This window comes from Streptomyces durhamensis (genome assembly GCF_000725475.1).
GTDB classification, from domain to species: Bacteria; Actinomycetota; Actinomycetes; order Streptomycetales; family Streptomycetaceae; genus Streptomyces; species Streptomyces filipinensis.
In genome coordinates this window covers 87,367-113,414 of sequence record NZ_JNXR01000004.1, presented here as the reverse complement: position 1 = coordinate 113,414, position 26,048 = coordinate 87,367, and the positions used below count along the sequence as shown (strand labels likewise).

Sequence of the window (26,048 nt, the reverse complement as noted above, 5' to 3'; positions counted from 1 at the left end):
GTGCGGGCTGCTCGGCGCCCCGTTCGTGGACCAGGCCGCTGAGGCGGCCGGGCGGGGGCGCGTGGTTACGGCACCGCCGTGGTCCTCCGGGGCACGGGCAGCGGGGCCGGGAGGGAGCGTTTGCGCACCTCGCGCGCGTACATCAGCCGCAGGCTCACCACGAGCGTGGCGCCGAAGGCGGTGATCCCGCAGCCGATGGCGACGCCGGCGGTGAGCGCGGTGAACCGGCCGAGCCCCAGGGTGTGCTGGAAGACGGCGACCGCCCCGGCTGAGAGCACGGGTGCCAGGCAGAGAGCCGTGAGGTGGATCCGCCACTCCTCGCGCGCCCACAGCCGGCCCGCACGGGCGGCACGCCGTGCGCCGTGCGCCATCACCGCGTAGGCCACGGCGAACGGCACCAGGTAGGCGGCCAGCAGCCGGTTCCCGGTCGTGCCGTACGCCGAGAGGGCGCGCGCGATCCAGAGCAGTGCCGCCGCTCCCACCAGATGGGCCGCCGCGGTCACGGGCAGCGGGGCCCAGGACCGGCCGAGGCCGTCCACGCCGTCCCGGGGGTCCTTGGCCCGGGAGGCGAGCAGCGCGCCGAACACGACGAGGGAGCCGAGGTGCATGACGGCCACCCGGTTGACCTCCGCCATCGGCAGCCCGGGCAGCACCGCCGGGAGGGCGCCCCACTCCAGCCGCAGCAAGGGAGCGGTCAGCAGGTATCCGTAGCACAGCAGCATCCAGCGCTGGTGGAGGTCGGGGAAGCCGCCGACGGCCGCGAGGATGCCGAAGGTGACGCTGAGGACGGTGCCGACGAGGATCGTGGCGAGGACGATCCAGAAGGCCGCCCCGCTGAAGGCGTCCTTCGGCGCGGTGCGGGCGAGATAGAGGCCGGCGCCAGCCATCGAGGCGTAGACGGTGACGGCGAACACGACGCCCAGCGCGCGGTGCAGTCGTACGCGCCGGCGCGCGGCGGTCAGCAGCTGCGCGGGTCCGAGCAGCATGAGCAGCCCGCCGAGCACGGAGTGCACGATCATCGGGATCAGGCTGTGCCGGTACGGGGCGACCCGGGTCGCCAGCGCATCGGTGACGTACCGGGGCGAGACGGTGTGGGCCAGCAGCCACTTGCCCGGCGCCGGGGCGCCGGGGCTGGCGTAGGACCACAGTTCGGTCATCGCGAAGGGCGCGTACCAGAGGCACACGGCCGTCACGCTCACCCCGGCGGCTCGGCGCCAGGTGCTGCTCGTCCACGGACGCACGGCGTCCCCCTGTCCCTCACCGGTTCGGTCGCAGCCCATAGTCTCTTCTGGACTATTGCGGGTTACCGACGGTAGAGCGGGCCGGCGGCGAGGTCAACGGTCCGGGGTGCGTTCGTCCCGGTGCCGGACCCAGTCCCAGAACTCGGTCATCATCCGCTCGTACCGGATGCCGAACTCCAGCGCCTCCCGCTGTCCCGGGGTCAACAGCTCGCCGACGCTGTCCGCGAGTTCCTCGTACTCGCCCAGGGTGCGCCGGTGTTCGGCGAGCTGGACCGGGGCGATGCGGTCCGGGCGGGCACCGAACCAGAGTTTCAGGATGCCGCGCTCGCGGGCCTCGACCGGCACGAACTCCGGGTCGGCGAGCCAGTCGCGCAGGGTCTGGCGGCCCCGGTCGGTCAGCGCCAGCACCCGGCGGCCCCGCCCGCTCTCCTGCCGCACCTGGGCCAGCAGACCGGCGGCGAGCAGCCGGTCGCACTGCGCGTACACCTGCGCGTGCGGCACCGACCAGAACGGGGCGACGGTGCGGCCCGCCTCCACCTTCACGTCGTACGCGCTGGCTTCGCCCAGCTTGTCGATGATGCCGAGGACGAGGAAGGAAGAGGTGGTCAGCCGAGCGTCAGCCATGGGGGTGACCGTACCGCGCCGGACGGTGCGGCCCACGGCGGGTTCCGACGCTCAGCCGTCCGGTCGCCACTCGAACATCAGGATGGTGGCGTCGTCGCGGAGCCGGCTGTCCTCGGAGTCCAGCAGCGAGTGGATCAGGCGCCGGAGGGTCTCCGGCGCGAGCTCGCCGGTGGCGCCGGCCCGGATGACGTAGTCGGCGAACCTCTCCAGGCCGAGCAGTCGCCCGTCGGCCATCCGGGCCTCGGTGACCCCGTCGGTGTAGAGCAGGACCCGGTCGCCGGGCTGGAGCCGCGCCTCGTGCACCCGGCGCTCCCGTCTGGTGAGCAGATTGCGCAGCCCCATGGCCCCATGGGCGGATCCGCCTCACGGGCGGGGGCGGCGGCGACGAGCCGCTGATCGCGGATCAGCAGGGGTGCGGGGTGCCCGCAGTTGCGCCGGGCACGACCACTCCGGCCCTTGATCGAATCAGCTGCTTCAAAGTCCGGTGGAGGTCGATCGTCCGCTTGTGCCGACGAGCCCGGAGGCAGGCACATGACCGACGTCCGCTCCGGTGCCTGGCCGACGGGAGGGGGCGTGAGTACCCGTACTCATGCGCCCGACCGGCCGGGCGGGCACCGTGAAGGCCATGAACCTGCCTGTCGCCCCACCCGCGTTCGACGCCACCCGAGGTCCCCGGCGGCGCGACCGCGCCGACACCGGTGCCGACATCGGAGCCGGGTGCGGCCTGGTGCTCCTGGAGCTGACGGCGCTGGTGGTCGACTTCGGGCTCTGGTTCCTGTCCGGGGTGACCCTGGATCCGGTCGAGATCATCGAGGCGGACCCGTTGTGGGGCTACCTGACCGCCGCAGCGGGAGTGGCCGCCTTCACCCTCGTGGCGGCCCTGGTCGCCGCCCGGGCCCGGGCGGTCGTGACCGTCGTCGGCCAGCTCGTCATGGCCGTCCTGATCACCGTCGTGATCTGCGCCGGCGTCCTCGCCCAGGCCCACGACGACAGTGCGGCCGACGACGGCGCACGCTCCTGCCCGACCGGACCGGCCACGCCGCGCTGCGGCTGAAGCAGAAGCCCGCGTTCCGGCTGTGGCGTGCGGACGGTCCGCCGAAAAGGAGTTGTCCGGGCGGGGCGCTGCCGCCACGATCAGCCCATGACCTCGCTGACCGCCCTCCTGCCGCCGACCGCCGCCGACCGATCGGTGCGCGGCCGACAGCAGCGCGGCGGTCGATCGCTGAGGCCGACACCCGCTCACGCATGACCGCGGCGCTGGTCGCGGGGCTGCTCGCGGGGTACGGCATCGCCGTACCCGTGGGGGCCGTCGGGACGTATCTAGTGGCGTTGACCGCCCGGACCTCGTGGAGGATCGGTGCGTGCGCCGCGCTGGGGGTCGCGACCGCGGACGGCCTCTACGCGCTGATCGCGGTGCTCGGGGGCTCCGCGCTGGCGCACGCCCTTGAGCCGATCACCCACCCCCTGCGCTGGATCGCCGGCTCGGTGCTCGTCGTCCTGGCCGTGCGCGGCGCGGCGCAGGCGCTCGCCCACCACCACGAGCCGCACTCGGCCGCCCGTGCAGACGAGGCTCCGCCCCGACCCGCGCGGGCCTTCGTCGGGCTGTGGGGTGTCACGATGATGAACCCCGTCACCGTGGTCTACTTCGCGGCTCTCGTCGTCGGCAGCCAGGCCTCGGCGCGACCCGGTCACCTCGAACGGGCCGTGTTCGTCCTGGCCGCCTTCGCCGCATCCGCCAGTTGGCAGCTGCTCCTGGCCGGCGGCGGAGCCCTGCTCGGCCGGCTTCTGACCGGCAGCCGCGGGCGGCTCCTCACGGCCCTGGCGTCCAGCGCCCTGATGACCGTGCTCGCCGTGCGCATGCTCGTCGCCCACGCCTACTAGCAACCGCCCGGGGAACGGGCCTCAGCCGTTCGCGAGGGCCTGCAACCGGTCCAGGGCGCCGTTGAAGCGGTCCCGGTCCCCGACGGTCTTGCCGGACGAGGTGTACTGCCACATCGTGTGATACGGCCAGCCCGCCGGCAGTGTCCCGGCGGTCGAGGCGTAGCGGGCGATCCACAACGGGTTGGTCTTGCCGAAGCCCGAGTAGTTGCCGGTGCACTCGGTCCACCAGCTGGTCGCCGTGTAGATGACCGCGTCCCGGCCGGTGCGGGACTTGTAACGGTTCACGAAGTCCCGGATCCAGCTGACCATGCTGCTCTTGGACTTGCCGTAGCAGGAGCCGCCGTACGGATTCCACTCGATGTCGAGCACGCCGGGCAGGGTCTTGCCGTCCTTGGACCAGCCGCCGCCGTGCGCAAGGAAGTAGTCGGCCTGAGCGGCGCCGCCGGCCGTGTCCGGGGTGGCGAAGTGGTACGCACCCCGGATCATGCCCACCTTGTAGGCGCCGTTGTACTGGCTGCTGAAAGAGGGGTTGGTGTAGGACGTCCCCTCGGTGGCCTTCGTGTAGGCCCACTTGGCGCCGCCGCTCCACAGCGTCGTCCAGTTGACGTTCCCCTGATAGCTGGAGACGTCGACGCCTTCGATCTGGTTCGCACGGGCGGGAGCGGGTGTGGCGTCGGGGCCACTGGCGCGTCCGTCATGGGCGAGGACGCCCATGCCCATGTACGCGCTGCCGCGTGGGGGGACGACCGGGGCCGGCGCGGAACGGGCCGCGGGGCCGGGCACGGTGAACAGGAGGCCGGTCAGGACGCCCGTGACGGCAAGGCGTGAGCGGCCGCGAGGGAAGGACATGGCGCTTCGCACGAACACCATCTGACCCGTGATCGGGTCGCGGCGCACTTCGGATTGCGCCCAACGGAGCTGTTGCGCGCCGCGTCCGGGCCGTTCGGGTGGCGTTCGGGCCGGTCGTGGGAGTCGCCCTGGGCAGCTCCGGCGACCGGCCCGCGCCGGATCAGCCGTCGATGCGGTGCTGGGTCCAGAAGGAGGTGAGGTCGGTACTCGTGGCGGCCTGGGCGGCGGCCTTGAACTCCGCCGTGGTCGACACGCCGTACCAGTGGGCGGTCGCGTAGTCCTTCATCAGTTTGGTCATGGCGGTGTCACCGAGGACTCGGCGCAGGTCGTGCAGGGCGCACTTGCCGTAGCCGTAGACGACGGTGGAGTAGCGGGAGGAGTGTGCGTCCCAGTAGGCCATGGAGTTGGTGATCTTCTCGGCGCTGGAGGCCCAGGAGACGCTGCTCCAGCAGTTGCTGCCGGTCTTGCCGAGGGCGAGGTCGGTGGAGTAGTCGGCGAAGGCCTCGTCCAGCCAGGGGCTGTTGTACTCGTCGTCGCCGACGATGCCGTACCACCACTGGTGGCCTATCTCGTGGGTGAGTGCGGTGGTGCTGACCAGGTCCAGAACGAAACCGGGGTACTCCATTCCGCCGAACCAGTAGTTGTTGTCGATGACGGCGTCCAGCTCGCCGTAGGGGTAGGCGCCGAAGCGGGCCGCGTGGGCGTCGACGGCGGACTTGGCCGTGCTCAGCATGGACTGGGCGCTGGAGGAACTGATGCCCGAGACGGAGTAGACGTTCACCGCGACACCGGCCGGCGAGGTTCCGGAGATCTTGGTGAAGGGCCCGGCGGCCCAGGCGAAGTCACGCACCTTGGACGCGGTCGCCGTCGTGACGGTACGGCCGCTGGAGCCGGGGGTGTCGGTGGAGGTGCCGGTGGCCGGGACCAGCAGGCTGCTGGGGTGGTCGAGGGTCACCTTGAAGTCGGCAGCCAGCGAGTAGAACGACTCGCCGTTGTCCGTGTACGGGTCCAGGTGCCAGCCGCTGCTGTCGCGGACCGCGAGGACGGGCAGGGCGTTGCCGATGAAGCTGAAGGCGCCGTCGTGGCCGAAGCGGTCGGCGCCGCTGGGCACGGTGATGCCGAGGTCGAAGCCGATGGTGGCGCTCTGGCCCTGGCCGAGCGGCGCCGGGAGGTCGATCTTGAGGGCGGTGCAGCCGACGGAGGGCGCGCCCGCGGTGCCACCGGTGACGTTGCTGACGCGGATCGGCATGGCGTCGCAGGTGCCGTGGTAGTTGTCCCACAGCCTCAGATAGACCTCGTTCAGCGCGGTGGCCGAGGCGTTGGTGAAGGTCGCGCTCTCGTGCCCGGTCCAGACGGTGCCGCTCGTGTCGCTGCTGAGGCTGACGGTGTACGCGGGCGCGGCCGGGGTGCGCGTGGAGTCGGACGGCGGTGGCGTGGTGCCGCCGGAGGTGTCGAGCGCCACGTCGTCGAGCACGAAGCTCGTCTGGAGGCTGGAGTCCTCGGTCCCCGTGAAGGAGAGGCTGACGGTCTGTCCCGCGTACGCCGACACGTCGACGGACTTGCGCACATAGCCGGTGTTCTTGTCGAGGTTCGAGTAGGTGGCCAGCGTCGTGCCGCCGATCTTGGCGGTGAGCTTGTCGTATGCGATGGACGAGGTGGTCTCGGCGGTGTCGATGTGCAGCCAGAAGGTGAGGGTGGCCGCGTCGCACCCGGCCGGGATCGTGACGCTCTGGCTGACGGTGTCCGTATGGGTGCTGCCGACGCCGTCCAGCCAGGCGAAGGAGCTGCCGCCGTGGGCGGCCTCACCCGAGCGGCTGGTGATGACGGTGGAGGAGGACGTCGACCAGGGCGATGTCCCGCTCTCGAAGCCGCCGTTGCCGACGACCTGCGCCGGGGTGCAGGCGGCAGGAGCCGCGGCCGGACCGGCTGCGGCGGGCGTGCCGGGGAGCACGAGGGCGGCAACCGCGGCGACGGTGAGGGCACCGGCGCCGAGGGCCTTGTGGGGGGTCGATCTCACACGCTACTCCTTTGCGGCGGCCGGGATTCCCGGCCTGCTCGATGGCCGCCGGCCGGCTGGGGTACGCCGGGGCGGCCGCGGACGGGGCTTGCGCGATCGCTGCACCGAGTGGTGCGCCGCGCCCTCACCGGACAGGGCACGGGATGCCGAAAGAGTGACAGATTTGACCGGACCATGCCAGAAGCGCGACATGCTTGGCCGGTGAGCCGGGTGGCGGTGCGGGTCAGGCGGTGCGCAGCGTCGCGAAGACCGCCGTCAGCCCGGCGCCCTGCGGGTCCTGCCAGGCGCGCGCCACATGGCCGATGGCTCCCTCGGGGCACAGCGGCGGGTTTTCGGGGGCCGGGGTCAGGACGCGATGCACATGAAGGACCGTGCCGTGCGGCGCGCGCAGACGGGTGCCCGCCTGGTCGTCGGCCGGGTCGGGTGTGAAGCCGTCCATGGTGAGGGGGGCGCCGGTGTAGGAACGGACCACCTCGGGGTCGAGGGCACCGTCGATGCTCTGGGCGTGCGCCTGCGCCCTGCCCTCGATCAGCGACAGCAACCCGGTGACCAGGACCGGGTCATGGCAGCCGTCGTACACCCAGCGCTTGCCCAGCACGCCGTGCTCCATGGTGCCCACCAGCGCGTGCTGCGCGCCGTCCAGCGGTGCGCCGCGATAGGTCAACGGCGTCAGATAGACGGTCGGTTCGGGGGCGGAGGTGTCCGTGGCCACCATGAACTCGATGCCGACCTCACCCGCGGGGTCCTCCAGCCGGAAGCCGCCGGACTTGGTCAGCGCCGGGGCTTGCGCCGTGCCGCGGTACCAAGGACGGGTGGGCAGCCAGTCGGTGAGCAGCTCCAGCTTCGTGGGCTTGAGGGTGGTGTGGTGGATGACGGCCATGCCGGCCGCTCCCTTCCGTCGTAGGAAAGCTGACCCGCGCAGCTTCGCACACCGTTCTCGCAGGTCATCCGGCCGCCCTGGCCGTGTGTGCGGTTCAACACGGGCCAGGACACGAGCAGTTGCGGCCGAACGCGCGGCTGGGCCGCCCGTGCGGGGCGGCCCAGCGCTCTGTTGCGGGTGCGGCAGCGGCCCTCGACAGGCCGTTGTCACCGGTGTTCACTCCTCGGGCGCCTCCTGATGCCCACCGCTCGACTTCGCGTGCTTGGGGTAGTCAGGCTTCACCGGGTGCTGCGGATACTCCGGCTTCACCGGGTGCTGCGGGTAGGTGGGCTTGACGGGCCGCTCCGGGTACACGGGCTTCACCGGAACCACCGGCTTCTCCGGATACACCGGCTTGACCGGGTGCTCCGGGTACACGGGCTTCGCGGGCCGCTCCGGGTAGACGGGCTTGACCGGCCGCTCCGGGTAGACGGGCTTCACCGGCCGCTCCGGGTACACGGGCTTGACCGGCACCACCGGCTTCTCCGGGTAAACAGGCTTCACCGGCCGCTCCGGATACACCGGCTTCACCGGCCGCTCCGGGTAGACGGGCTTAACCGGAACCACCGGCTTCTCCGGGTAAACAGGCTTCACCGGCCGCTGCGGGTAAGCGGGCTTGACCGGCCGCTCCGGATACACCGGCTTCACGGGCCGCTCCGGGTAGACCGGCTTGACCGGATACACGGGCTTTTCAGGACTGCGCGGGTAAGCGGGCTTCTCCGGATACACCGGCTTGACCGGCTTCTCCGGATACACGGGCTTCACCGGCCGCTCCGGATACACCGGCTTCACCGGCCGCTCCGGATATACGGGCTTCACCGGCCGCTCCGGATACACCGGCTTCACCGGCCGCTCCGGATACACGGGCTTCGCCGGCCGCTCCGGATACACCGGCTTCACCGGCCGCTCCGGGTAAACAGGCTTCACCGGCCGCTCCGGATACACGGGCTTCACCGGCCGCTCCGGATACACCGGCTTCACCGGCCGCTCCGGGTAAACAGGCTTCACCGGATGCTCCGGATACACCGGCTTGACCGGCTTCACCGGATACACGGGCTTTTCCGGATGAGCCGGATACATAGGCTTCACCGGCGCCGCGGGCTTCTCGGGGTGGTGCGGGTACACGGGCTTCACCGGGTACGCGGGCTTCTCCCGATGATGCGGATAACCGGCGTTCTTCGGATACGGCGGGTTCGGGGTGGTGTGGTCCTGCGCGTAGGCGCCTCCCGCGTTCGCCAGCGTGGCTGCGGCGAGCGCGGCGACGGTGGCGGCCGACGCCAGAACGTATCGCCGTCGCGGCGATGTCGTCATTCTCTTCCACTCTCCTCGACTTGGGTCAGAGCTTCATGACGGCTGGTCAGTCCCAAGGGCTCGATAGTGGAATGATCAGGAAATCCGAGACATGAATAACGCTGCGGCGGCCATAAGCCACCGGATGGGCGAGCACAGAACACCACTTGGCCCGGTGGTCGGCGAAAATTCGCTGCGCACCGGTGCCGGTTCGAGATCAGGGCCGGCGCCTCGTCCGGGCACCGCGGGACCAGCGATCCGCCGGAGGCGGCATGCCGCGCGCCGGTGCGAGTATTCGCGCTGCGACTTCGTACACCGGCGACCCACCTGGGAGGCGGAACGCATGCTGATGGCACACCCGGCGGTGCTGAAGGACCTCATCGCGCAGTACGAGACCCTCACCCTGCTCGGGGCCGGGAAAAGCACCCCGCAGGCCCGGCAGCGGCTCGCGGACATCTCGTACACACTGTGCGTGGCCACCGGGACCAGGGACGTCGACATGGCGCTGATCGCCGCCCGGCACCGTCTGTCCGGGGCCCGGCCGGACGACGACTCGCTGCTCCAGGTGTCCGCGTCGACGCCGGAGCCGTCCGGTGTCTGACGAGAGACAAGAGACGGGCCGCCGCACGGTCCCCCTGCCGGCCGGGCGCGCCCCGCTGAAGGCGCCCAGGTTCGGCACCGTTGAGCACGTCCCCTGAACTCGATGCCTCCCGCTTCTGGTCGGCGAGACCTACCGGGCGGTATACAGGGCCGGTCGAACGCGTGACGGAGCACTCGCCGGTGCCGCCGCCACGCGCGGTACCGGCCTCAGGGGGAACCATGGCGAACGACACGCGCGCGGCGGACGGTGCGAGAGGCCGGCGGCGGGCCGCCGTGCTGGGGGCGGCGCTGGGCGGATGCGCCCTTGTCGCCGCCTCCACCACACCGGCCGCCGCGCAACCCGCCGGACACGGCCGCGCCCTCGGTTACGTGGCCCTCGGCGACTCCTACACCTCGGGCCCCGGCATCCCGCGCCAGGTGGACGCCGGCTGTGCCCGCTCCGACCACAACTACCCCTCGCTGGTGGCGGCACAGCGCCGGCCGACCGAGTTCACGGACGTCAGCTGCGCCGGAGCGACGACGGCCGAGATGTGGCAGGCGCAGGGCGCCAACGAGCCGCAACTCGACGCGCTGGGGCGGGACACCGGTCTGGTGACCGTTCAGATCGGCGGCAACGACGTCGGCTTCGGCTCGATCATCTCCACCTGCGCCCACCTGGCCGCCCAGGATCCGACGGGCAACCCGTGCGAACGCTCCTACCGGACGACCGGGTACGACGAGTTGGCCCTCGCCGTCCTGCGGACCGCCCCGAAGGTCGACCGGGTGCTGCGGGCCGTACACGCCCGGGCGCCGCACGCGCGTGTGGTGGTCGTCGGCTATCCGGACCTGCTGCCCGACGACGGGAGCGGCTGCTTCCCGCAGGTGCCCTTCGCGCAGAAGGACTTCGCCTACCTGCGCGACACCGAGAAGCGGCTCAACCTGATGCTGCGCGTCGTGGCCGGCGTCAACCGCGCCGAGTACGTCGACACCTACGGCCCCACGGTCGGCCACGACATGTGCAAGGCACCCGCGGACCGCTGGATCGAACCGCTGCAGCCGGCCTCGCCCGCGGCCCCGGCGCACCCCAACGCCCGGGGTGAGCAGGCCATGGCGCAGGCGGTCCTGGACCGGCTGGACCGGCGGCACGGGCGCGGCTGAGCCGTCGGCGGCCGCCGGAGTCCGTGCCGGAGGCCGCCGTACCGGGGGCTCAGCCGCCGAGCGCGGCCAGCACCACGGCCTGGGCCTCTTCCTGCACGCGGGCGAGGTGGCCGGGGCCGAGGAAGGACTCGGCGTACACCTTGTACACGTCCTCGGTGCCCGAAGGGCGGGCCGCGAACCAGGCGTGGTCGGTGGTCACCTTGATGCCGCCGATCGCGGCGCCGTTGCCGGGCGCCTCGGTGAGCACGGCCGTGACCGCCTCTCCGGCAAGCGTGTCGGCGGTCACCTGAGCCGGTGACAGCTTGCCGAGCAGGGCCTTCTGTTCACGGGTCGCGGGCGCGTCGACGCGGGCGTAGGCGGGCGCGCCGAAGCGGGCGGCCAGGCCGGCGTAGTGCTCCGACGGGGTGCGGTCCGTGACGGCCGTGATCTCCGAGGCGAGGAGAGCGAGGATGATGCCGTCCTTGTCGGTGGTCCACACCGAGCCGTCGCGGCGCAGGAAGGACGCGCCGGCCGACTCCTCGCCGCCGAACCCGAGGGTGCCGCCGGCCAGTCCGTCCACGAACCACTTGAAGCCGACCGGGACCTCGACCAGTTGCCGGCCGAGGTCGGCGGCCACCCGGTCGATCATGGTGGAGGACACCAGCGTCTTGCCGATCCCCGTCCCGGCGGGCCACTGCTCGCGGTGCCGGTAGAGGTAGGAGATGGCCACCGCCAGATAGTGGTTGGGGTTCATCAGGCCCGCGTCCGGGGTGACGATGCCGTGCCGGTCGGCGTCGGCGTCGTTGCCGGTGGCGATGCGGAACCGGTCGCGCTGCTCGATGAGCGAGGCCATCGCGTACGGCGAGGAGCAGTCCATGCGGATCTGACCGTCCCAGTCCAGCGTCATGAAGCGCCAGGTGGGATCGGTGTGCGGGTTGACGACGGTGAGGTCGATGCGGTGCTGTTCGGCGATGCGGCCCCAGTAGGCGACGGAGGCGCCGCCGAGCGGGTCGGCGCCGATGCGCACGCCCGCCGAGCGGATGGCGTCCAGGTCCAGCACGCCGGGCAGATCGGCGACGTAGGCGCCGAGGAAGTCGTACCGTCCGGTGGTGTCCGCGGCCAGCGCCCGGGCGTACGGAACCCGGCGGACGTCCTTCAGACCGCCCGTGATGATCTCGTTGGCCCGGTCCTGGATCCAGGAGGTGGCGTCGGAGGCCGCGGGGCCGCCGCTCGGCGGGTTGTACTTGAAGCCGCCGTCGGCGGGCGGGTTGTGCGAGGGAGTGACCACCACGCCGTCCGCGAGGCCGGTGCTGCGGTCCCGGTTGTGGGTGAGGATCGCGTGGGAGACGGCGGGGGTGGGCGTGTAGCCGTCTGCGCTGTCGATGAGGACGGTCACGCCGTTGGCGGCGAACACCTCCAGCGCGGTGACCTTCGCCGGCTCGGACAGGGCGTGGGTGTCGGCGCCGAGGAAGAGGGGGCCGTCGGTGCCCTGGGTCGCGCGGTACTCGCAGATGGCCTGGCTGGTGGCGGCGATGTGGTCCTCGTTGAAGGCGCTCGCGAGGGACGAGCCCCGGTGTCCGGAGGTCCCGAACGCCACCCGCTGTGCCGGGTCGGCCGGGTCCGGGTGCAGTGCGTAGTACGCCGTGACCAGCCGGGCCACGTCGACAAGGTCCTCGGGACCGGCTGGCCGGCCGGCTCGCTCGTGCGGCATGAGTCCGCTCCTCCGCATCGTCTGGTCGATCGCTCACCGCCCATCTTTCCTCGTCAGGGGCCTGACATGCGAGAGCGCCCCGCCCTGTGATCCGGTGCTCCGCTCCTCGCGCGCGCTGCCGGCCGGGCGGACGCCCTCCCGGACAGGTCTTCGACCGTGACCGGTTCCGCCGCCCGTGCTCCTTGGCTCTTCGCTCGTTCCGCCCGGTTCGCCGTGGCAGCGGCGGCCGGTGCCGAGTTGATCCGGGCGCTGAAGGTCCGCGCTCACCTGCTGCGTCCGTCGACCGCGTCGGCCTCCGAGTCGGGCCGGGTGTCGATGATCTACGCGTATGTGATGACGGCGGCGATCGTGCTGTTCCCCGTGTGGTTCGCCCGGTGCCGGGCCGACGCCGAATTCCTCTCGCCCGGCCGGGTGCGCGGCTCGGCCGCGTGGGCCGTACTCGCGTGGCTGATACCGGGCGTCGACTTCTGGGCTCCGCGCGGGCTGCTGCTGGACGTGGGACGCGCGAGCCGCTCCGCCGGCACGGGCCCGGACCGCGCGGACGTCCTGGTGAACGCGTGGTCGGCGGCCTGGGTCGGGCACGCGGTGCTGAGCCTGGTGAGCACGCGGGTCGGTGACGGCACCTCGATGCCGCTGCTCGTGGCCGCGCAGGCCCTCGACCTGCTGGCCGCAGGGCCGGCGGTCACGCTGATCGAGGGCATCACGAGGCGGCAGGCCGACGGGCCGCGGTCGGCGGTGCCGTTGTCCGCGCCCGCCGGCCTGCCGCACGCTCCGTAGCGGCCGCGGTCAGCCGATGTGGTAGCTGTCGCCGTAGACCTTCCAGTCGAGCGGGGTGTTCAGGTCGAGGTTGCCCTTGCGCAGGAACACCCGCTGCTCGGTGTCGACGCGGGTGGTGTCGCTGTGTGCCTCCTCCTGCTTCATGGCCCACACCCGGGCGTCGAGGAAGGCGTTGAGGTACGTCGTCTCGTTGCCGCCCTGCGCCGGCGGCTTGGCGCTGCGCAGGGCGCGCTTGCGGATGTTGCGGAAGCTGGTCGGGTCGTCCCCGTCACCGTGCATGACGAGGGCGTCGTAGTAGCAGAACTGGCCCAGGGCGCGCAGGCCGTCCGCCTTGCCCTGGGCGACCGCGGGGTTGAAGTAGACGCGGTCGCGCTCGTCGTTCTGACACTGCTGGAAGGCGGTGTCCTGGGCGGCCTTGCGCCAGTCCCTGGGGAAGTTCGGGTCGAGGCCGGCGTGCGAGTCGGAGCCGTTGACGTCGCGCAGTGCGGGCAGGTACTTGGCGAGGACGTTGCCGGGCTTGCGGTCGGCGTAGAGCTGGACCAGGTCGAGCATGTCACCGGTGCCGGAACAGAAGCCGATGATGCCCGCGGTGTAGCCGCGGCCGTCGCCGATGTCCTCGATGTACTTGTACTGGGCCTTCCAGTCGAGCGAGGAGTTCTCCGCGCTCGACACCAGTTCCATGGCGATCTCCTTCTTCGCCGGGTCGTCGAGGCCCGGCGCGGCCGCGGGCGCGGCGAGGGCGCGCTGGGTGCCTGTCAGGGCACCGGAGGCGACCGCGCCGAGCACGGCGACGACGGTCCGGCGGGAGACGCGGGCGGGGGCAGGGGTTTCGCGGTCTGCGTGCACCACAGGGCTCCAAACAAGGGTGGGGGGTGGCGAGTTGGTCCGTACCGCTTACTGGTAGGAAAGTTTCCTATCAAATCTGGCGGGACGCGGTAACCCGCTGCGCGTGAAGTTCGTAGGATCGAACAGCCCTGTGCGAGGTTCCGGCCGGCTCAGCCGCGCCGCTGCGGCTCCCGCGCGCACGCGTAGAGTTCCTCGGAGGCGAGGATCAGTTCGCGCCGCTCCGCACGCGAACCGACCATCGGCTGCGAGCCCTTGAGCGGCACCTGGGCGCTCTCGGGAAGGAACTTGACGGTGAGCAGGCCGATGGCGCCCGCCAGCATCAGGTAGTACGCGGGCATCAGGTCGTCCCCGGTGGCGGTGACCAGCGCGGCCGTGACCAGGGGCGTGGTGCCGCCGAACGCGGCGACGGCGAAGTTGAAGCCGATACCCATCGCCGCGTAACGGACGGCGGTCGGGAACAGGGCGGGCAGCGTCGCCGCGCTCGGCGCGGCGAAGCACGCGAGCAGCGTGGAGAGGATCAGGACGCCGAGGATCGGCGGCCAGGTGCCGTGCGCCTTGATCAGCAGGAAGGCGGGCACGGCCAGCACGATCATCGCGGCGGCGGCGACGGCGTAGACGGGCCGCCGGCCGACGCGGTCGCTGAGCCGCCCGAGGAAGGTGATCAGTACGACGATCCACAGCATGCCCACCAGCACCAGGACGTCCGCGGAGCTGCTGGAGCGGTTCAGGGTCTCGGTCTGATAGGTCGGCAGATAGCCGGTGACCATGTAGTTGGTGACGTTGTACAGCAGGACCAGGCCCATGCAGAGCAGCAGCGGCCGCCAGTGGTTGCGGACGATGTCCTTGAACTCGCTGCCCGCGGACTCCTGTGCGAGGCTCTTCTCGTGTTCGTCCAGCTGCTGCTGGAAGGCCGGGGACTCCTCCAGCCGGAGCCGCATGTAGAGACCGATCACGCCGAGCGGTCCGGCGATCAGGAACGGGACGCGCCAGCCCCACGACAGCATCTGAGCATCCGTCAGGGAGAGGTTGAGCACGGTGACCAGGGCGGAGCCGAGGGCGTAGCCGACGAAGGTGCCGAAGTCGAGCCAGCTGGAGAGGAACCCGCGCCGGCGGTCCGGCGAGTACTCGGCGACGAAGGTGGTCGCACCGCCGTACTCACCGCCGGTGGAGAAGCCCTGGACCATACGGGCCAGCAGGAGCAGCAGGGGTGCGGCGATGCCGATCGTGCCGTACCCGGGGATGACACCGATGGCGAAGGTGCCGGCCGCCATCATGATCATGGTGGTGGCGAGCACCTTCTGCCGGCCGATCCGGTCGCCGAGCGGTCCGAAGACCAGACCGCCGATCGGCCTGACGACGAAGGCCGCGGCGAAGGTCGCGAAGGAGGAGATGACCTGGGCGGCCGGGGACGCGCCCGGGAAGAACACCTTGCCGATGGTGGCGGCGAGGTAGCTGTAGACCCCGAAGTCGAACCACTCCATGCAGTTGCCGAGAGCGGAGGCGCCGACGGCGCGCCGGAGCAGTGGGCGCTCGACGACCTGGACGTCGTCCTCACCGAAGGCGCTCCGGCCCTGGCGCAGCCTGCGGGTGAGGTCCTCGCGGACCTGGCGGGGCAGCCGTGCCGCGGCCTGGGAGGCCGTCGGCCGGTCGGGGCCTGGGCGCTGCTCGTCCGACGTCACACCGCTCACGAGCGCCTCCTTCTCTCGCTCCACCGGTCATCGCCTGCCCCCATGGCCGATCCGGAAACGGAACCACTCGATCCCGCCTTCGCCGTGGCAGCGGCTGCCCATCGCGCACCGTCAGGCCGCGAACCGGCGGACCGTGAGGACGGCGGCGGCGAACATCAGGGAGTAGCCGGTCAGCTCGCCCGCCGCACAGAGGGCGACTGCCTCGGTGTAGGAGGACTTGGTGCCCAGCAGCGGCCCCCCGATCCCGTCGGCGCTGTAGACCATGGTGACGGGCGTCCCCTCCGGGTGCGGGCAGGCGCCGCCGGACGGCAGCTGATCGACATTGCCGTCGGGGTCCTGGACGTAGCACTGCACGTACGTCCCGTGGCTGCCCTGCTGACGGTCCTGGTAGTCGATGGAGCCGACGCCTTGCTTGCCGAAGACGACCAGTCCGGCGGGGGACGCGTAGACGGCGCTCACGGTGAGCGCGATCGACGCCAGCGCGTAGCAGACCTTGACCCGCCTGGGCACCGCGTTCCGGTGCAGGATCAGGCGCCGGACGATCAGGTGGTAGCTCAGGAGGAGGGTGAGGGCACCGAGGACCCCGCCCAGTCCGGCGTCGAGGGCGCCCAGCAGCGAGGTGGTCAGGGCGGCCAGCAGCACGACCAGGAGCCATCCGATGACCATGCGGCTCCGGGTGGGCACCGGCGGGTCACTCACGTCGCCGGGCTCCGTCGTCGCCACTGTCGCCCGCCCCTCGTCCGTACCGGCGTACCGGTGATCGGCGAAGACTCTAGCCCGCCCCGCTCCGAGGCCGCGCGGCCCGTGCCGGGCACCCGCCGCGTCGCCGTGAAAATCGCTGTCCCGTCACCTGATCATGGTGATGGACATCCGCAGTGCACAACACTCTGGACTTCCCCGATCTGCTGCGACTGATCGGCGACCGGTCGGCAGCCTTCCGCGCGGCGGCCGACGCCGCACCCGGGCCGCCACCATCGCCGTCGGCCCTGAGGCCGCGGCCAAGTCCGCAGCGCAGTGCGACCCGTCCGCACGAGCCCGCCGCCGTCGACCACCACGCCACCGAGGGCCGCTCCTGGCGCAACCGGCTCTCCACCGACGGCGCACGGGCCGCCCGCCTGCGCGACGGCTCACCACCCTCGTGGCGTCGGGCAGCGGGTGGGGCACTCGGTGCCGGAGAAGTCCGGCACCGAGTGACAGGGACCCTGGACATAATAGAAAAGTAGGACATAATGGAGGCAGCTCGGACAGCGTTGTCACCAGTCCAGTTCCCCGTCGCCTCCCTTGCCCCCTTCCCCTTGCGTCCGTCCGCGACTTTCGAGGAGCCGCTCACCGCATGGCATACGGAGTACACCGCAGCCCCCTTCTGCCTCCCCACCCCGACCTGACCGTCGCCCGCGACTGCGAGCAGTGCCTCGGGTGGGGAACGGTCGTCACCCGCGACGGGGACCACGAACTGTGCCGCACGTGTCAGCCCGCCGCCGGTGACGACGAGGGCACCGCCCCCGCCGGTCCCTAGCGCACTCCCCCGGCCTGCCACCGGTCGCCGCCGGCCCGGAGCAGGCCGCGCCCGGAGCCCGGGGCAGGCCCGCTGATCGCGGCGACGTACCGTGGAGGCATGGCCGCCCCTCCCCTCCCGGGTCCGCTGGCGCATCTGGCGCCGCTCCTCGGCCACTACGGCTACTGGGCCGTAGGGGCCGTGGTCTTCGTGGAGGACTTCGGCGTCCCCGCCCCCGGCGAGACCATCCTGCTGGCCGCAGGAGTGTACGCGGGCGCGGGCCGGCTGAACGTCGTCGCCGTGGCGGTCATCGCGTTCACCGCCGCCGTCATCGGGGACAACATCGGCTATCTGATCGGCCGGATCGGCGGGCGGCCCTTCGTCCACCGGTGGGGACGGTACGTCTTCCTGACGCCGAAGCGGTTCGAGGCCGCCGAGGAGTTCTTCGGCCGGCACGGCGGCAAGATCGTGACCGTGGCCCGGTTCATCGAGGGCCTGCGCCAGGCCAACGGCATCATCGCCGGCACCACGCGCATGCACTGGCGCCGCTTCCTCGTCTTCAACGCGCTCGGCGCCGCCCTCTGGGTCGGTCTGTGGACGACCCTGGCCTACCTGGTGGGCGACCACATCACGACCGTCTACGACGAGGTCTCGCGCTACCAGCTCTACGTCCTGTTCACCGCCGCCGCCCTGGTCGCGGCCTTCGCCGTACGGCATGTCCGGCGACGGCGGCGCGAGTGCTGACCCGACCGGCGCCGCCCGCTCAGCCGTCCTCGGCGCACCGCGCGTGCAGGAACTCGAGCGCGTCCTGCACCACGGTGCGCCGGTACCACGACCGCCATGCCGCCAGGCGGCGCGCCATGCCGTCCAGGCCGGCCTCCTGACCGGGCTGCAGCCATGCGCCGGGGTCCGCGCGGTGCAGCGAGACCACCCCGTTGCAGTCGCCGTCCTCCGTGATCATCGGCACGCCGTACAGGGCACGGGTGCCCAGCGCGAGCGCAGCGCTGCCCACCGGATGACCGGCCAGATCCGGCTCGGCCGCCACGTCCGGCACGGTCACCGGCCGCCCTTCGCCCCGAACCCGCGCGCACACCGCAGGCGGTCCGTCCACCAGCGCCAGGCAGTCGCGGTAGGCGGCGTCCAGTCCGTGGTGGGCCTCCAGCACGAGCACCCCGTCCTGCACGCTGTCGGTGAGGTGGATCTCGGCCGCGTCGGCGTCCGCCAGTGTCACCGCCGCGTACACGGCCGCCCTCAGGACCTGCCGTCGGTCGCGTGGGTCGACCCGGTCGACCTGCGGCAGCCCGAGGACCGGCGGCGGAGTGTGCCGGCGCCCGGGGAACCACTGCTGGGCCGTCAACGTCAACGGTGGTGGCGCGGTCACCACCGCCGAGGCCACCACGCGCAGGGGCACGTTGTGGTGCTGGGAGGCCGCGCGCAGCAGGGCGAAGGCGTCGGCCGGTCCGGTCAGGGCGTAGCGGGCGATCAGGATGCCCTGGGCCATGCCGATGATTCCGCTGGTACGGGCCTTGGCCCGCAGCCCGAAGACCTCGCCCGGGGTGGTCTCGGCCGGGTAGGACGGGGGCTTCTCGGCCTGGCCCGCGCGGGTGCCGCACACGGCGGCGAGGGCACCCTCAAGGCTCGGGTACAGCCGGATGCCCGGCAGGCACGTCGTCGTGAGCACCCGGCGGACCTGGGCGGTGGCTCCCGTCACCAGGACGGGTCCGGCGGCGCGGTGCCGGGTGTGGGTGTCGAGGGTGTGCACCGCCGTGCTGCTCACGCGATGCACCCCCGACATGTCCAGGACCAGCCGGAGGCCCCGCTCGTCGGCCCGCCTCAGCCGCAGGGCCAGCTCGCGTCCGAGCACTCCGGCGCCCTGAGCATCGAGAGTCCCCGACAGTCGCAGCACCACCGCCCGCTCGGTCACCGGCTGCACGGTCACCGTGGCCCTCCCCGTCACGGGGCACCACCCGCGGACTGCGCACACTGGCTCACCACACACCCCGATCAGCTCGCCGGCCCCCGGCCGCTTCCTGACCGCCACCTCTTCCCACCTTGTGCCGTCATATGAGGAAAAGGCAAGCAGCCCGCCCGGCGCGTTTCCGATCTCCCCCTGGCCGGAGTGCGTGTCGCGCCCCTCGTCCCTCCACCGGCGGCCAACTGGTGCGCGCCTGGGTGTTACCTGTGGGTAATCCCGAGTGGTTTGATGTGCGGCGCCACTCAGCCCCTTCATCGACAGGGAGATCCAGTGACGTCCTTCGCACCGCGCCGCGCTCTCGCCGCTGCCGTGCTCGCCCTCGCCCTGCCCGCCGCCGCGCTCGCCGGCCCCACGCCCGCGGCCGCGGCCGCACCGGCACCCACGCTGAAGGTCCTGACGTACAACGTCTTCCTGATGAGCAAGAACCTCTACCCGAACTGGGGGCAGGACCACCGGGCGGCCGAGATACCGAAGGCGTCGTTCTTCCGGGGCAACGACGTGGTGGTGCTCGAGGAGGCGTTCGACAACTCCTCGTCGGAGGCGCTGAAAAGCGTGGCGGCGGCCCAGTACCCCTACCAGACCCCGGTGGTGGGGCGCAGCCGCGACGGCTGGGACGCGACCGGCGGGGCGTACTCGTCGACCACGCCGGAGGACGGCGGGGTGACCGTGCTGAGCCGGTGGCCGATCGTGCACCGGGAGCAGTACGTCTACAAGGACGCGTGCGGCTCGGACTGGTGGTCCAACAAGGGCTTCGCCTATGTGGTGTTGAATGTGAACGGCACCAGGGTGCATGTGATCGGCACCCATACGCAGTCCACGGACTCGGGCTGCGGCGCGGGTGAGGCGGCGCGGGATCGCAGCCGTCAGTTCCAGGCCGTCGACGCCTTCCTGGACGCCAAGAACATCCCGGCGGACGAGGAGGTACTGGTCGCGGGCGACTTCAATGTCGACTCGCGCAGCGCCGAGTACGGCTCGATGCTCGCCGACGCCGGTCTGACCGGGGCCGACGCGCGGACCGGGCACCCGTACTCGTTCGACACCCAGGAGAACTCCGTCGCCCGCTACCGCTACCCGGGCGATCCGCGCGAGGACCTGGACTACGTCCTGCCGCGGACCGGCCACCCCCGTCCCGGCGGGTGGACGAACGAGGTCGTCAAGGAGGAGTCGGCGCCCTGGACCGTGACCAGCTGGGGCACGTCGTACACCTACACCGACCTCTCCGACCACTACCCGCTGCGGGCCTACGCCGGCTAGGGCGAGGTGCGTGTGGGCCGGGCCGTCGCCGGGTGGCCCGGCCCGGGCTGCCGGGGGTCGTCGTCGGCGCGTTCGTGACGACCGCGCAGGGCGGAGGCGACCGCGGAGACCAGGGCCATGCCCGCCGCCACGGTGAAGACGATGGCCAGGCCGTGGTGGAAGGGGCCGGAGACCAGTGCCGGGAAGAAGGTGTGGCCGGTCAGGGTGGCCCGCTGGGCGGCGGTCAGGTGGTCCAGGGTGCCGCCGTCGCCGAGCAGATGGCCGATCGGGTTGTTTCCGAGGAACGTGGCGAACAGGGTGCTGACCGGCGGCAGCGCGGCCACCTGGTGGGCGGTCCCGGCGGGCACGCCGTGCGCCTGGAGTCCGCTGCCGAGCGTCTTCGGCAGGGTGCTCGCGAGGCCGGAGACCATCAGCGAGAAGAAGACGCCGATGGACAGGGCGGTGCCGGAGTTCTGGAAGGTGGAGCGCATCCCGGAGGCCACGCCCCGGTGGCGGGCCGGCACGCTGCCCATGATGGAGGAGGTGTTCGGCGAGGAGAACATGCCCTGGCCCACGCCGTTGAGGAGCAGCAGCGTCGCGAAGGGGCCGTAGCCGAAGTTCACCGGCAGGGCCAGCAGGCCGAGGAAGGACGCGGCGACGACCACCAGTCCGGCGGTGGAGAAGACACGCGCGCCGAACCGGTCGGAGAGACAGCCGGAGACCGGCCCGGCGACGAGGAAGCCGACGGTGAGCGGCAGCATGAAGATGCCCGCCCACAGCGGGGTTTCCTCGTAGTCGTAGCCGTGCAGGGGCAGCCAGATGCCCTGCAGCCAGATGATCAGCATGAACTGCAGCCCGCCCCGGGCTATCGCGGTCAGCAGGGCGGCCAGGTTGCCGGCGGCGAACGCCCGCACCCTGAACAGCGACAGCCGGAACATGGGTTCGTGCACCCGCGTCTCGACCAGGCAGAACGCCAGCAGCAGGGACACGCCGCCGATCAGGCCCGCGAGCACCCAGGGGTTGGTCCAGCCGGTGGGGTGGCCGCCGTAGGGCTGGATGCCGTAGGTGATGCCGGCGAGCAGGATGCCGGCGCCGGAGGCGAAGGTGAGATTGCCGAGCCAGTCGATGCTGCCGCGTCCGCCGGCCGAGGTCTCGCGCAGGCTCAGATACGACCAGACGGTGCCGGTGACGCTGACCGGGACGCTCACCCAGAACACCGCCCGCCAGTCCACCGCGGCGAGCAGGCCACCGGCGAGCAGGCCGAGGAACTGCCCGGCGAGCGCGGTGATCTGGTTGACGCCGAGGGCCATGCCGCGCTGCCGGGCCGGGAAGGCGTCGGTGAGGATGGCGGCCGAGTTGGCGGTGAGCATGGAGCCGCCGAAGGCCTGCACGATGCGCCAGAGGATCAGCCACAGCGCGCCCGCGCCCGCCCGGAACGGGTCCAGGGACAGGGCGACGGAGGCGCAGGCGAAGACCAGGAAGCCCAGGTTGTAGATCCGTACCCGGCCGAACATGTCGCCGAGCCGGCCGAGGACGACCACCAGGACGGCCGAGACCAGCAGATAGCCGAGGATCATCCACAGCAGGTAGCCGATGTTGCCGGCCGCGAGCGGGTCCAGGCCGATCCCGCGGAAGATCGCCGGCAGTGAGATGATCACGATGGAGGCGTCCATCGTCGCGATCAGCACGCCGAGCGTGGTGTTGGAGAGGGCGACCCACTTGTAGCCGGGTCCCGGGGGTGTGTCCCGCAGCCGGGCGGAGCGGGCGAGCAGCCGGGCCCGTAGGCCGACGGCGCCGGGCGCGTTGCCGGGCGCGTTGCCGGTCACAGTCGCTCCGCCAGCCGGTCGAGCAGGGGCAGGACGTCGTACAGGGCCTGCCGTTCCTGTGGGGTGAACTCGTCCAGGGCGTGCGTGAGGCGGCTCACGGACTCGGAGCGGCGCTGCTCCAGCATGCTCCGTCCCTCGTCGGTGATCGACACGATGGTCCGCCGCCCGTCGGCCGCGTCGGCGGCGCGGCTCACCAAGCCGCGTTGTTCGAGTCCGGCGAGTGTGCCCGCCATCGCCTGCGGCCGGACCCGTTCCAGTTCGGCGAGGGCGCCGGGTGAGTCCGGACCGGTGCGGGCCAGCCGCGCCAGCACCGAGACGCCGGCCAGCGTCACGTCGCCCACCTCGTGCGCCTGCCGCAGCCGACGCACGATCCGCCCCATGGCCAGCCGCAGCGCGGCGGCGAGTGCAACCGTGTCCATGAGTACTAACAGTAGGTTTATCAGTTTGGACTGTTCAACCAAACGTAAGTAAGTTTGCTCGTCTTCTGGGGACCGAACCCGGATTTCTTGTTTGGACGACGGTCCAGCGGCAAGCCGAATGTCGTCCAGACACCGCGAACACGTTGGGATGTGACACCGATGGCTGGCAACCAGAAGGCGAAGGGCAAGGCCGAGCAGGCCAAGGGCAAGGCCAAGGAGGCCGTGGGCCGCGCGGTCGGCAACGAGCGCCTGGAGGCCGAGGGGCGTATGGAGGGTGCCCGCGGAGACGCGCGGCAGGCCAAGGAGAAGGCCAAGGACACCTTCAAGCACTGAAACCCGCCGACCCCCGGCTGTGCGGACTCCGAACGGGTCCGGGGAATCCAGCGTCCGCTGGATTCCCCGGACCCGTTCCATGGTGTACGGAGGGCGGTCTCCGCTGCCCGTGTCCCGCGCCGTGCCCGTACCCCGCGCCCTGCGCAGCCCGCGGCCCCCACCAGGGGCGTGTGTGCAACCGGAGGATTCCCGGCGAACGTCCCCTTGATCGATGGTTCAGTGGGTAACCGGGCAAGGACGGCACGATCTCCCGTGTGCGCAGAAAGGGAACCTGACCCCGGAGGAAAAGGGCAACGACGTATGGACATCCCGCTCAGGACCCGCGCGACGGCGCAGCCGCGCCCCGCGCCCCTGCGCTACAGCCGCAGCTGGTCCACCGGCGTGACCAGCATCGGCGACGCGAGAGACGCCGTCGCCGCCCTGCTCTCCCGGGCCCGGCCCGCACCCGCGCGACGCGCGGTGCAGGATGCCCAGCTCGTGGTCAGCGAACTGGTCACCAACGCGGCCAAGCACGCTCCCGGCCCCTGCGCCCTGCGCCTGGAACTGCTGCCGCGCGCCGCCGCGTTGCGGATCACGGTGACGGACACCTCCGTTGATCCGCCCCGGCGGCGCCCGCCCGATCCCGGCCGGGTCGGCGGGCACGGGTTGCATCTCGTCACCATGATCTCGCGCGACCTGGAGGTGACCTGGCTCTCCCACGGCAAGCGGGTCACCGTCACCGTCCCGCTCACCGATGGGGAGAGCGGCCCCGCGGTCAGCCGACCCTGATGCCCACGATGCAGGTGTCGTCGTCGGTGTCCGACTTGCTGTAGGTGAGCAACCGGTCCAGCTGCTGGTCCAGGGTCGTCGGCGCCGAGCGCGCCGTCTCCAGCAGATGGGACAGCGACTCCTCCACCGAGCGGTCCCGGCGCTCGATCAGTCCGTCGGTGTACATCAGCAAGGTGTCCCCGGCGGCCAGCTGCACCTCGGTCTCCTCGTACACCGCCTCCGGCAGGGCGCCGAGCAGCAGCCCCCTGAGCGTGGGCAGCGCGGTGGCCTCCCCCTCGCGGACCAGCACCGGCGGGAGATGGCCCGCCCGCGCCCAGCGCAGGGTCCGGCGGCCGCCGTCGTACAGGCCGCAGACGGCGGTCGCGGTGACGGCGCCCGTCAGATGGTGGGCGACGATGTTCAGCCAGGACAGCAGCTGGGCCGGGCCGGCCCCGGTGACGGCGAGGCCGCGCAGCGCGTTGCGCAGGACGACCATGCTGGTGGCCGCCTCGATGCCGTGCCCGGCGACGTCCCCCACGCACAGCAGCACCAGCCCGGAGGGCAGCACGACGGCGTCGTACCAGTCGCCACCGACCAGTTGCTCGGTCTCCGCCGGGCGGTAGCGCACCGCCACCTGCAGGCTGGGCACCCGCAGCGGTGCCTGGGCGGGCGGCATGATGGCGTGCTGGAGCTGGAGGGCGAGCCGGTTGCGTTCGTGGGCCTGCTGCTCGGTGTGGGCGAGCTGGTCGCGGGTCGCGGCCAGGGCGACCTCGGTCCAGTGCTGGGCGGAGATGTCCTGGTAGGCGCCGCGGACGAGGAGCAGCTGACCGTCGGTGTCGAGGACCGGTTCGGCGACCACGCGGATGTGCCGGGTCACCCCGTCCGGGCGCAGCAGCCGGAACGCGGCGGACGCCGGCCTGCGTTGGTGCAGCAGCGCGCGCAGGAAGCGGCCGATGGCGACGGCGTCGTCGGGGTGGGCGTGGGCGGGCAGGTCCTCCAGGGGGACCGGCGGGCTGGTGGTCGGGCGGCCGTACAGGTTGAACAGCTGGCCGTTCCAGGTGATCTCGCCGGTCAGCAGGTTCTCCTCGAAGCCGCCGATCCGGCCGAGCCGCTGGGCGTGCTGGAGCAGGCTGGCCAGCCGCGCTGCCTCGTCCTCGATGCGCCAGATGAGCAGCACGCTGGAGCCGTGCCGGCTGATGCTGATGTCCGCGACCGCGGAGAGCGGCACCTGGTCGACCAGCGCGGTGAGCCGCATACGGCTGGCGCGGAACGGCTCGCCGGTGGCGTAGACCCGCTCCACGCGCTGGAACAGCTCGCTGGCGCCTGCGGCCATGGGGTAGGCCTCCAGCAGCAGGGCGCCCCCGACGACGGCCCTCGGCCGGCCCGCGGGGTCGAGGAAGCGGCTGTTGACGTGCTGGATGCGGAAGTCGACCAGCTGCCCGGCGTTGTCGAGGTGCGGCACCAGGACCAGCGCCGGGTCGTGCAGGCCGTCCGCCAGGTCCATCAGCTCCACCGCGTCGGGCAGCACCTTGGGCTCCTGCGCGGCCCCGGACGGCAGCACGAAGGTCTCCAGGCTGTGCGCGCACAGCTCGGCGAGCGCCTCCACCTGCCGCACCACCGGACGCGGCAGCGGCTCCTCGGGCCCCGGCCAGGCGATCTCCAGGACGCCATGGATCCGGCCGCCCGCGCCTGCGGATACGGCGATCCGGGCGCCGTCGGCGTAGTCCCGCCGGCCGATCGTGGGCAGCCCGGAGGCGGCGAGCGAGGGCAGCCACTGTCCGTCCGGCTCGGTCAGGCCGAGCCGGGCCACCGTAGCCACGTCGGGCGGGACGTAGTGCCAGCGGGCCGCCTCGGCCGCGGCGAACCCGGCGCTGCCCGCGAGGGTCAGCGACCCGTCGGAGCCGGCCGCCCAGATCGCGACGGCGACCGCGCCGAGCGGGCGCAGGGCGTGGTCGAGCAGCGAGTCGGCCATCGCCTGGGTGTCGTGCGCGGCGAGCACACCGCTCTCGGCGGCGCGCAGCCGTACGGCGGCGGACTCCTCGACCGGCCCGTCGGGGTCCGCGGCGACGGACAGGAAGGCCTCGGTGACCTCCGTGACCCGGTCCCGGGCCGCCTGGTTGATGACGTCCACCGCGAACTCCAGCGGCGTCACCTGGGCCTGCTCGGCGAGCTCGGCGAGCTGGCGGGCGGCCTGGGCGGGGCCGCAGCCGAGGCGCTCCACCAGGATGCCCTTGGCCAGCTCGATCAGCGCCCGACCCTCGGCCTCCGCCTGTGCGGACCGCACCTCGCGGCGCAGCCGCTCGACGGTGGCGGCGAGCCTGCCCACCGGCGAGGTCGCCGGAACGTCGGCCGGCACGGCGTCCGCGGGCAGGAACTGAGTGGGCACACCGGTCGGCGCGCCCGGTCCGGCGGGCGGTTCATGACGGTTCACCGGTTCGGTACTCCTCGGCCTGCGGATGGG

Annotated in this window: 25 protein-coding genes; 10 read left to right on the top strand and 15 right to left on the bottom strand. The window is 72.1% G+C overall.

Features of this window, described 5'->3' with window-relative positions; all coding sequences use genetic code 11:
- Positions 1-65: 65 nt before the first annotated feature.
- The 3 genes from IO33_RS0106510 to IO33_RS52250 all read right to left on the bottom strand — a co-directional run bounded on the left by IO33_RS0106510 (position 66) and on the right by IO33_RS52250 (position 2,207).
- A complete protein-coding gene (locus IO33_RS0106510; protein WP_245235714.1) occupies positions 66-1,241 on the bottom strand; it encodes a DUF2306 domain-containing protein in 1,176 nt (391 codons plus the stop codon).
- 93 nt (positions 1,242-1,334) lie between these two features.
- The gene (locus IO33_RS0106505; protein ID WP_031161224.1) at positions 1,335-1,865 is read right to left on the bottom strand and encodes a PadR family transcriptional regulator; all 531 of its coding nucleotides are present in this window, start codon (positions 1,863-1,865) and stop codon (positions 1,335-1,337) included.
- Between the two features lie 51 nt (positions 1,866-1,916).
- Entirely contained in the window at positions 1,917-2,207 is a 291-nt protein-coding gene (locus tag IO33_RS52250) for a SpoIIE family protein phosphatase (RefSeq protein WP_031161222.1), read from the bottom strand.
- A gap of 283 nt (positions 2,208-2,490) precedes the next feature.
- Here IO33_RS52250 and IO33_RS0106495 point away from each other — a divergent pair, with 283 nt between their 5' ends.
- Positions 2,491-2,919, top strand: a complete 429-nt coding sequence (locus tag IO33_RS0106495; protein WP_031161220.1) for a DUF6234 family protein — start codon at positions 2,491-2,493, stop codon at positions 2,917-2,919.
- 191 nt (positions 2,920-3,110) lie between these two features.
- Positions 3,111-3,746 (top strand): LysE family transporter, encoded by a 636-nt coding sequence (locus IO33_RS0106490; RefSeq protein ID WP_031161218.1) that lies wholly within the window; start codon positions 3,111-3,113, stop codon positions 3,744-3,746.
- Positions 3,747-3,767: 21 nt separating this feature from the next.
- On the opposite strand, the gene IO33_RS0106485 is transcribed toward IO33_RS0106490, so the two are convergent.
- The 4 genes from IO33_RS0106485 to IO33_RS52245 form a co-directional block, all read right to left on the bottom strand.
- A complete protein-coding gene (locus IO33_RS0106485) occupies positions 3,768-4,616 on the bottom strand; it encodes a lysozyme (protein ID WP_031161215.1) in 849 nt (282 codons plus the stop codon).
- A 139-nt stretch (positions 4,617-4,755) separates the two neighbouring features.
- Positions 4,756-6,612, bottom strand: a complete 1,857-nt coding sequence (locus IO33_RS0106480; RefSeq protein WP_031161213.1) for a M1 family aminopeptidase — start codon at positions 6,610-6,612, stop codon at positions 4,756-4,758.
- A gap of 223 nt (positions 6,613-6,835) precedes the next feature.
- On the bottom strand, positions 6,836-7,492 hold the full coding sequence (locus IO33_RS0106475) for a maltokinase N-terminal cap-like domain-containing protein (RefSeq protein WP_031161211.1): 657 nt from the start codon (positions 7,490-7,492) through the stop codon (positions 6,836-6,838).
- A 216-nt stretch (positions 7,493-7,708) separates the two neighbouring features.
- Positions 7,709-8,842 (bottom strand): hypothetical protein, encoded by a 1,134-nt coding sequence (locus tag IO33_RS52245; RefSeq protein ID WP_063765739.1) that lies wholly within the window; start codon positions 8,840-8,842, stop codon positions 7,709-7,711.
- Between the two features lie 322 nt (positions 8,843-9,164).
- Here IO33_RS52245 and IO33_RS0106465 point away from each other — a divergent pair, with 322 nt between their 5' ends.
- Complete coding sequence (locus IO33_RS0106465) at positions 9,165-9,422, top strand: DUF5133 domain-containing protein (protein WP_031161206.1); 258 nt, start codon at positions 9,165-9,167, stop codon at positions 9,420-9,422.
- Positions 9,423-9,640: 218 nt separating this feature from the next.
- Entirely contained in the window at positions 9,641-10,558 is a 918-nt protein-coding gene (locus IO33_RS0106460) for an SGNH/GDSL hydrolase family protein (RefSeq protein ID WP_031161203.1), read from the top strand.
- Positions 10,559-10,607: 49 nt separating this feature from the next.
- Here the strand turns inward: IO33_RS0106460 and pgm are convergent, their stop codons facing one another.
- Positions 10,608-12,248, bottom strand: coding sequence for a phosphoglucomutase (alpha-D-glucose-1,6-bisphosphate-dependent) (pgm, locus tag IO33_RS0106455; protein WP_031161201.1), 1,641 nt, complete (start codon positions 12,246-12,248; stop codon positions 10,608-10,610).
- A gap of 156 nt (positions 12,249-12,404) precedes the next feature.
- On the opposite strand from pgm, the gene IO33_RS0106450 reads away from it, so the two are divergent.
- Positions 12,405-13,025, top strand: a complete 621-nt coding sequence (locus tag IO33_RS0106450) for a DUF4328 domain-containing protein (RefSeq protein ID WP_031161199.1) — start codon at positions 12,405-12,407, stop codon at positions 13,023-13,025.
- Between the two features lie 9 nt (positions 13,026-13,034).
- On the opposite strand, the gene IO33_RS0106445 is transcribed toward IO33_RS0106450, so the two are convergent.
- The 3 genes from IO33_RS0106445 to IO33_RS0106435 form a co-directional block, all read right to left on the bottom strand.
- Entirely contained in the window at positions 13,035-13,874 is an 840-nt protein-coding gene (locus IO33_RS0106445) for a chitosanase (RefSeq protein ID WP_031161197.1), read from the bottom strand.
- Between the two features lie 146 nt (positions 13,875-14,020).
- Complete coding sequence (locus IO33_RS0106440) at positions 14,021-15,550, bottom strand: MFS transporter (protein ID WP_051926532.1); 1,530 nt, start codon at positions 15,548-15,550, stop codon at positions 14,021-14,023.
- Positions 15,551-15,670: 120 nt separating this feature from the next.
- Positions 15,671-16,258: a hypothetical protein gene (locus IO33_RS0106435; RefSeq protein ID WP_157857809.1), complete on the bottom strand. Its 588-nt coding sequence runs from the start codon at positions 16,256-16,258 to the stop codon at positions 15,671-15,673.
- A gap of 634 nt (positions 16,259-16,892) precedes the next feature.
- Between IO33_RS0106435 and IO33_RS0106425 the strand changes: the two genes are divergently transcribed.
- Positions 16,893-17,075 carry a hypothetical protein gene (locus tag IO33_RS0106425; RefSeq protein ID WP_031161191.1) on the top strand — a complete coding sequence of 61 codons (183 nt, stop codon included), beginning with the start codon at positions 16,893-16,895 and terminating at the stop codon, positions 17,073-17,075.
- A 99-nt stretch (positions 17,076-17,174) separates the two neighbouring features.
- A complete protein-coding gene (locus IO33_RS0106420; protein ID WP_031161189.1) occupies positions 17,175-17,798 on the top strand; it encodes a DedA family protein in 624 nt (207 codons plus the stop codon).
- Positions 17,799-17,817: 19 nt separating this feature from the next.
- On the opposite strand, the gene IO33_RS50285 is transcribed toward IO33_RS0106420, so the two are convergent.
- Complete coding sequence (locus IO33_RS50285) at positions 17,818-18,993, bottom strand: ANTAR domain-containing protein (RefSeq protein ID WP_031161187.1); 1,176 nt, start codon at positions 18,991-18,993, stop codon at positions 17,818-17,820.
- Between the two features lie 264 nt (positions 18,994-19,257).
- Between IO33_RS50285 and sph the strand changes: the two genes are divergently transcribed.
- On the top strand, positions 19,258-20,283 hold the full coding sequence (sph, locus tag IO33_RS0106410; protein ID WP_051926472.1) for a sphingomyelin phosphodiesterase: 1,026 nt from the start codon (positions 19,258-19,260) through the stop codon (positions 20,281-20,283).
- Here the strand turns inward: sph and IO33_RS0106405 are convergent.
- Both IO33_RS0106405 and IO33_RS0106400 read right to left on the bottom strand, forming a co-directional pair.
- The gene (locus IO33_RS0106405) at positions 20,280-22,034 is read right to left on the bottom strand and encodes an MFS transporter (protein WP_051926529.1); all 1,755 of its coding nucleotides are present in this window, start codon (positions 22,032-22,034) and stop codon (positions 20,280-20,282) included. The genes sph and IO33_RS0106405 overlap by 4 nt on opposite strands.
- Positions 22,035-22,084: 50 nt before the next feature.
- Positions 22,085-22,507, bottom strand: a complete 423-nt coding sequence (locus IO33_RS0106400; RefSeq protein ID WP_031161181.1) for a MarR family winged helix-turn-helix transcriptional regulator — start codon at positions 22,505-22,507, stop codon at positions 22,085-22,087.
- Positions 22,508-22,666: 159 nt separating this feature from the next.
- Between IO33_RS0106400 and IO33_RS47020 the strand changes: the two genes are divergently transcribed.
- The gene (locus IO33_RS47020; protein ID WP_078963351.1) at positions 22,667-22,840 is read left to right on the top strand and encodes a CsbD family protein; all 174 of its coding nucleotides are present in this window, start codon (positions 22,667-22,669) and stop codon (positions 22,838-22,840) included.
- A gap of 300 nt (positions 22,841-23,140) precedes the next feature.
- Positions 23,141-23,608, top strand: coding sequence for an ATP-binding protein (locus IO33_RS0106390; RefSeq protein WP_031161178.1), 468 nt, complete (start codon positions 23,141-23,143; stop codon positions 23,606-23,608).
- Here IO33_RS0106390 and IO33_RS0106385 read toward each other — a convergent pair.
- Positions 23,595-26,018: a SpoIIE family protein phosphatase gene (locus IO33_RS0106385; RefSeq protein WP_031161176.1), complete on the bottom strand. Its 2,424-nt coding sequence runs from the start codon at positions 26,016-26,018 to the stop codon at positions 23,595-23,597. The two genes, IO33_RS0106390 and IO33_RS0106385, sit on opposite strands and share 14 nt — an antisense overlap.
- Between the last annotated feature and the right edge of the window lie 30 nt (positions 26,019-26,048).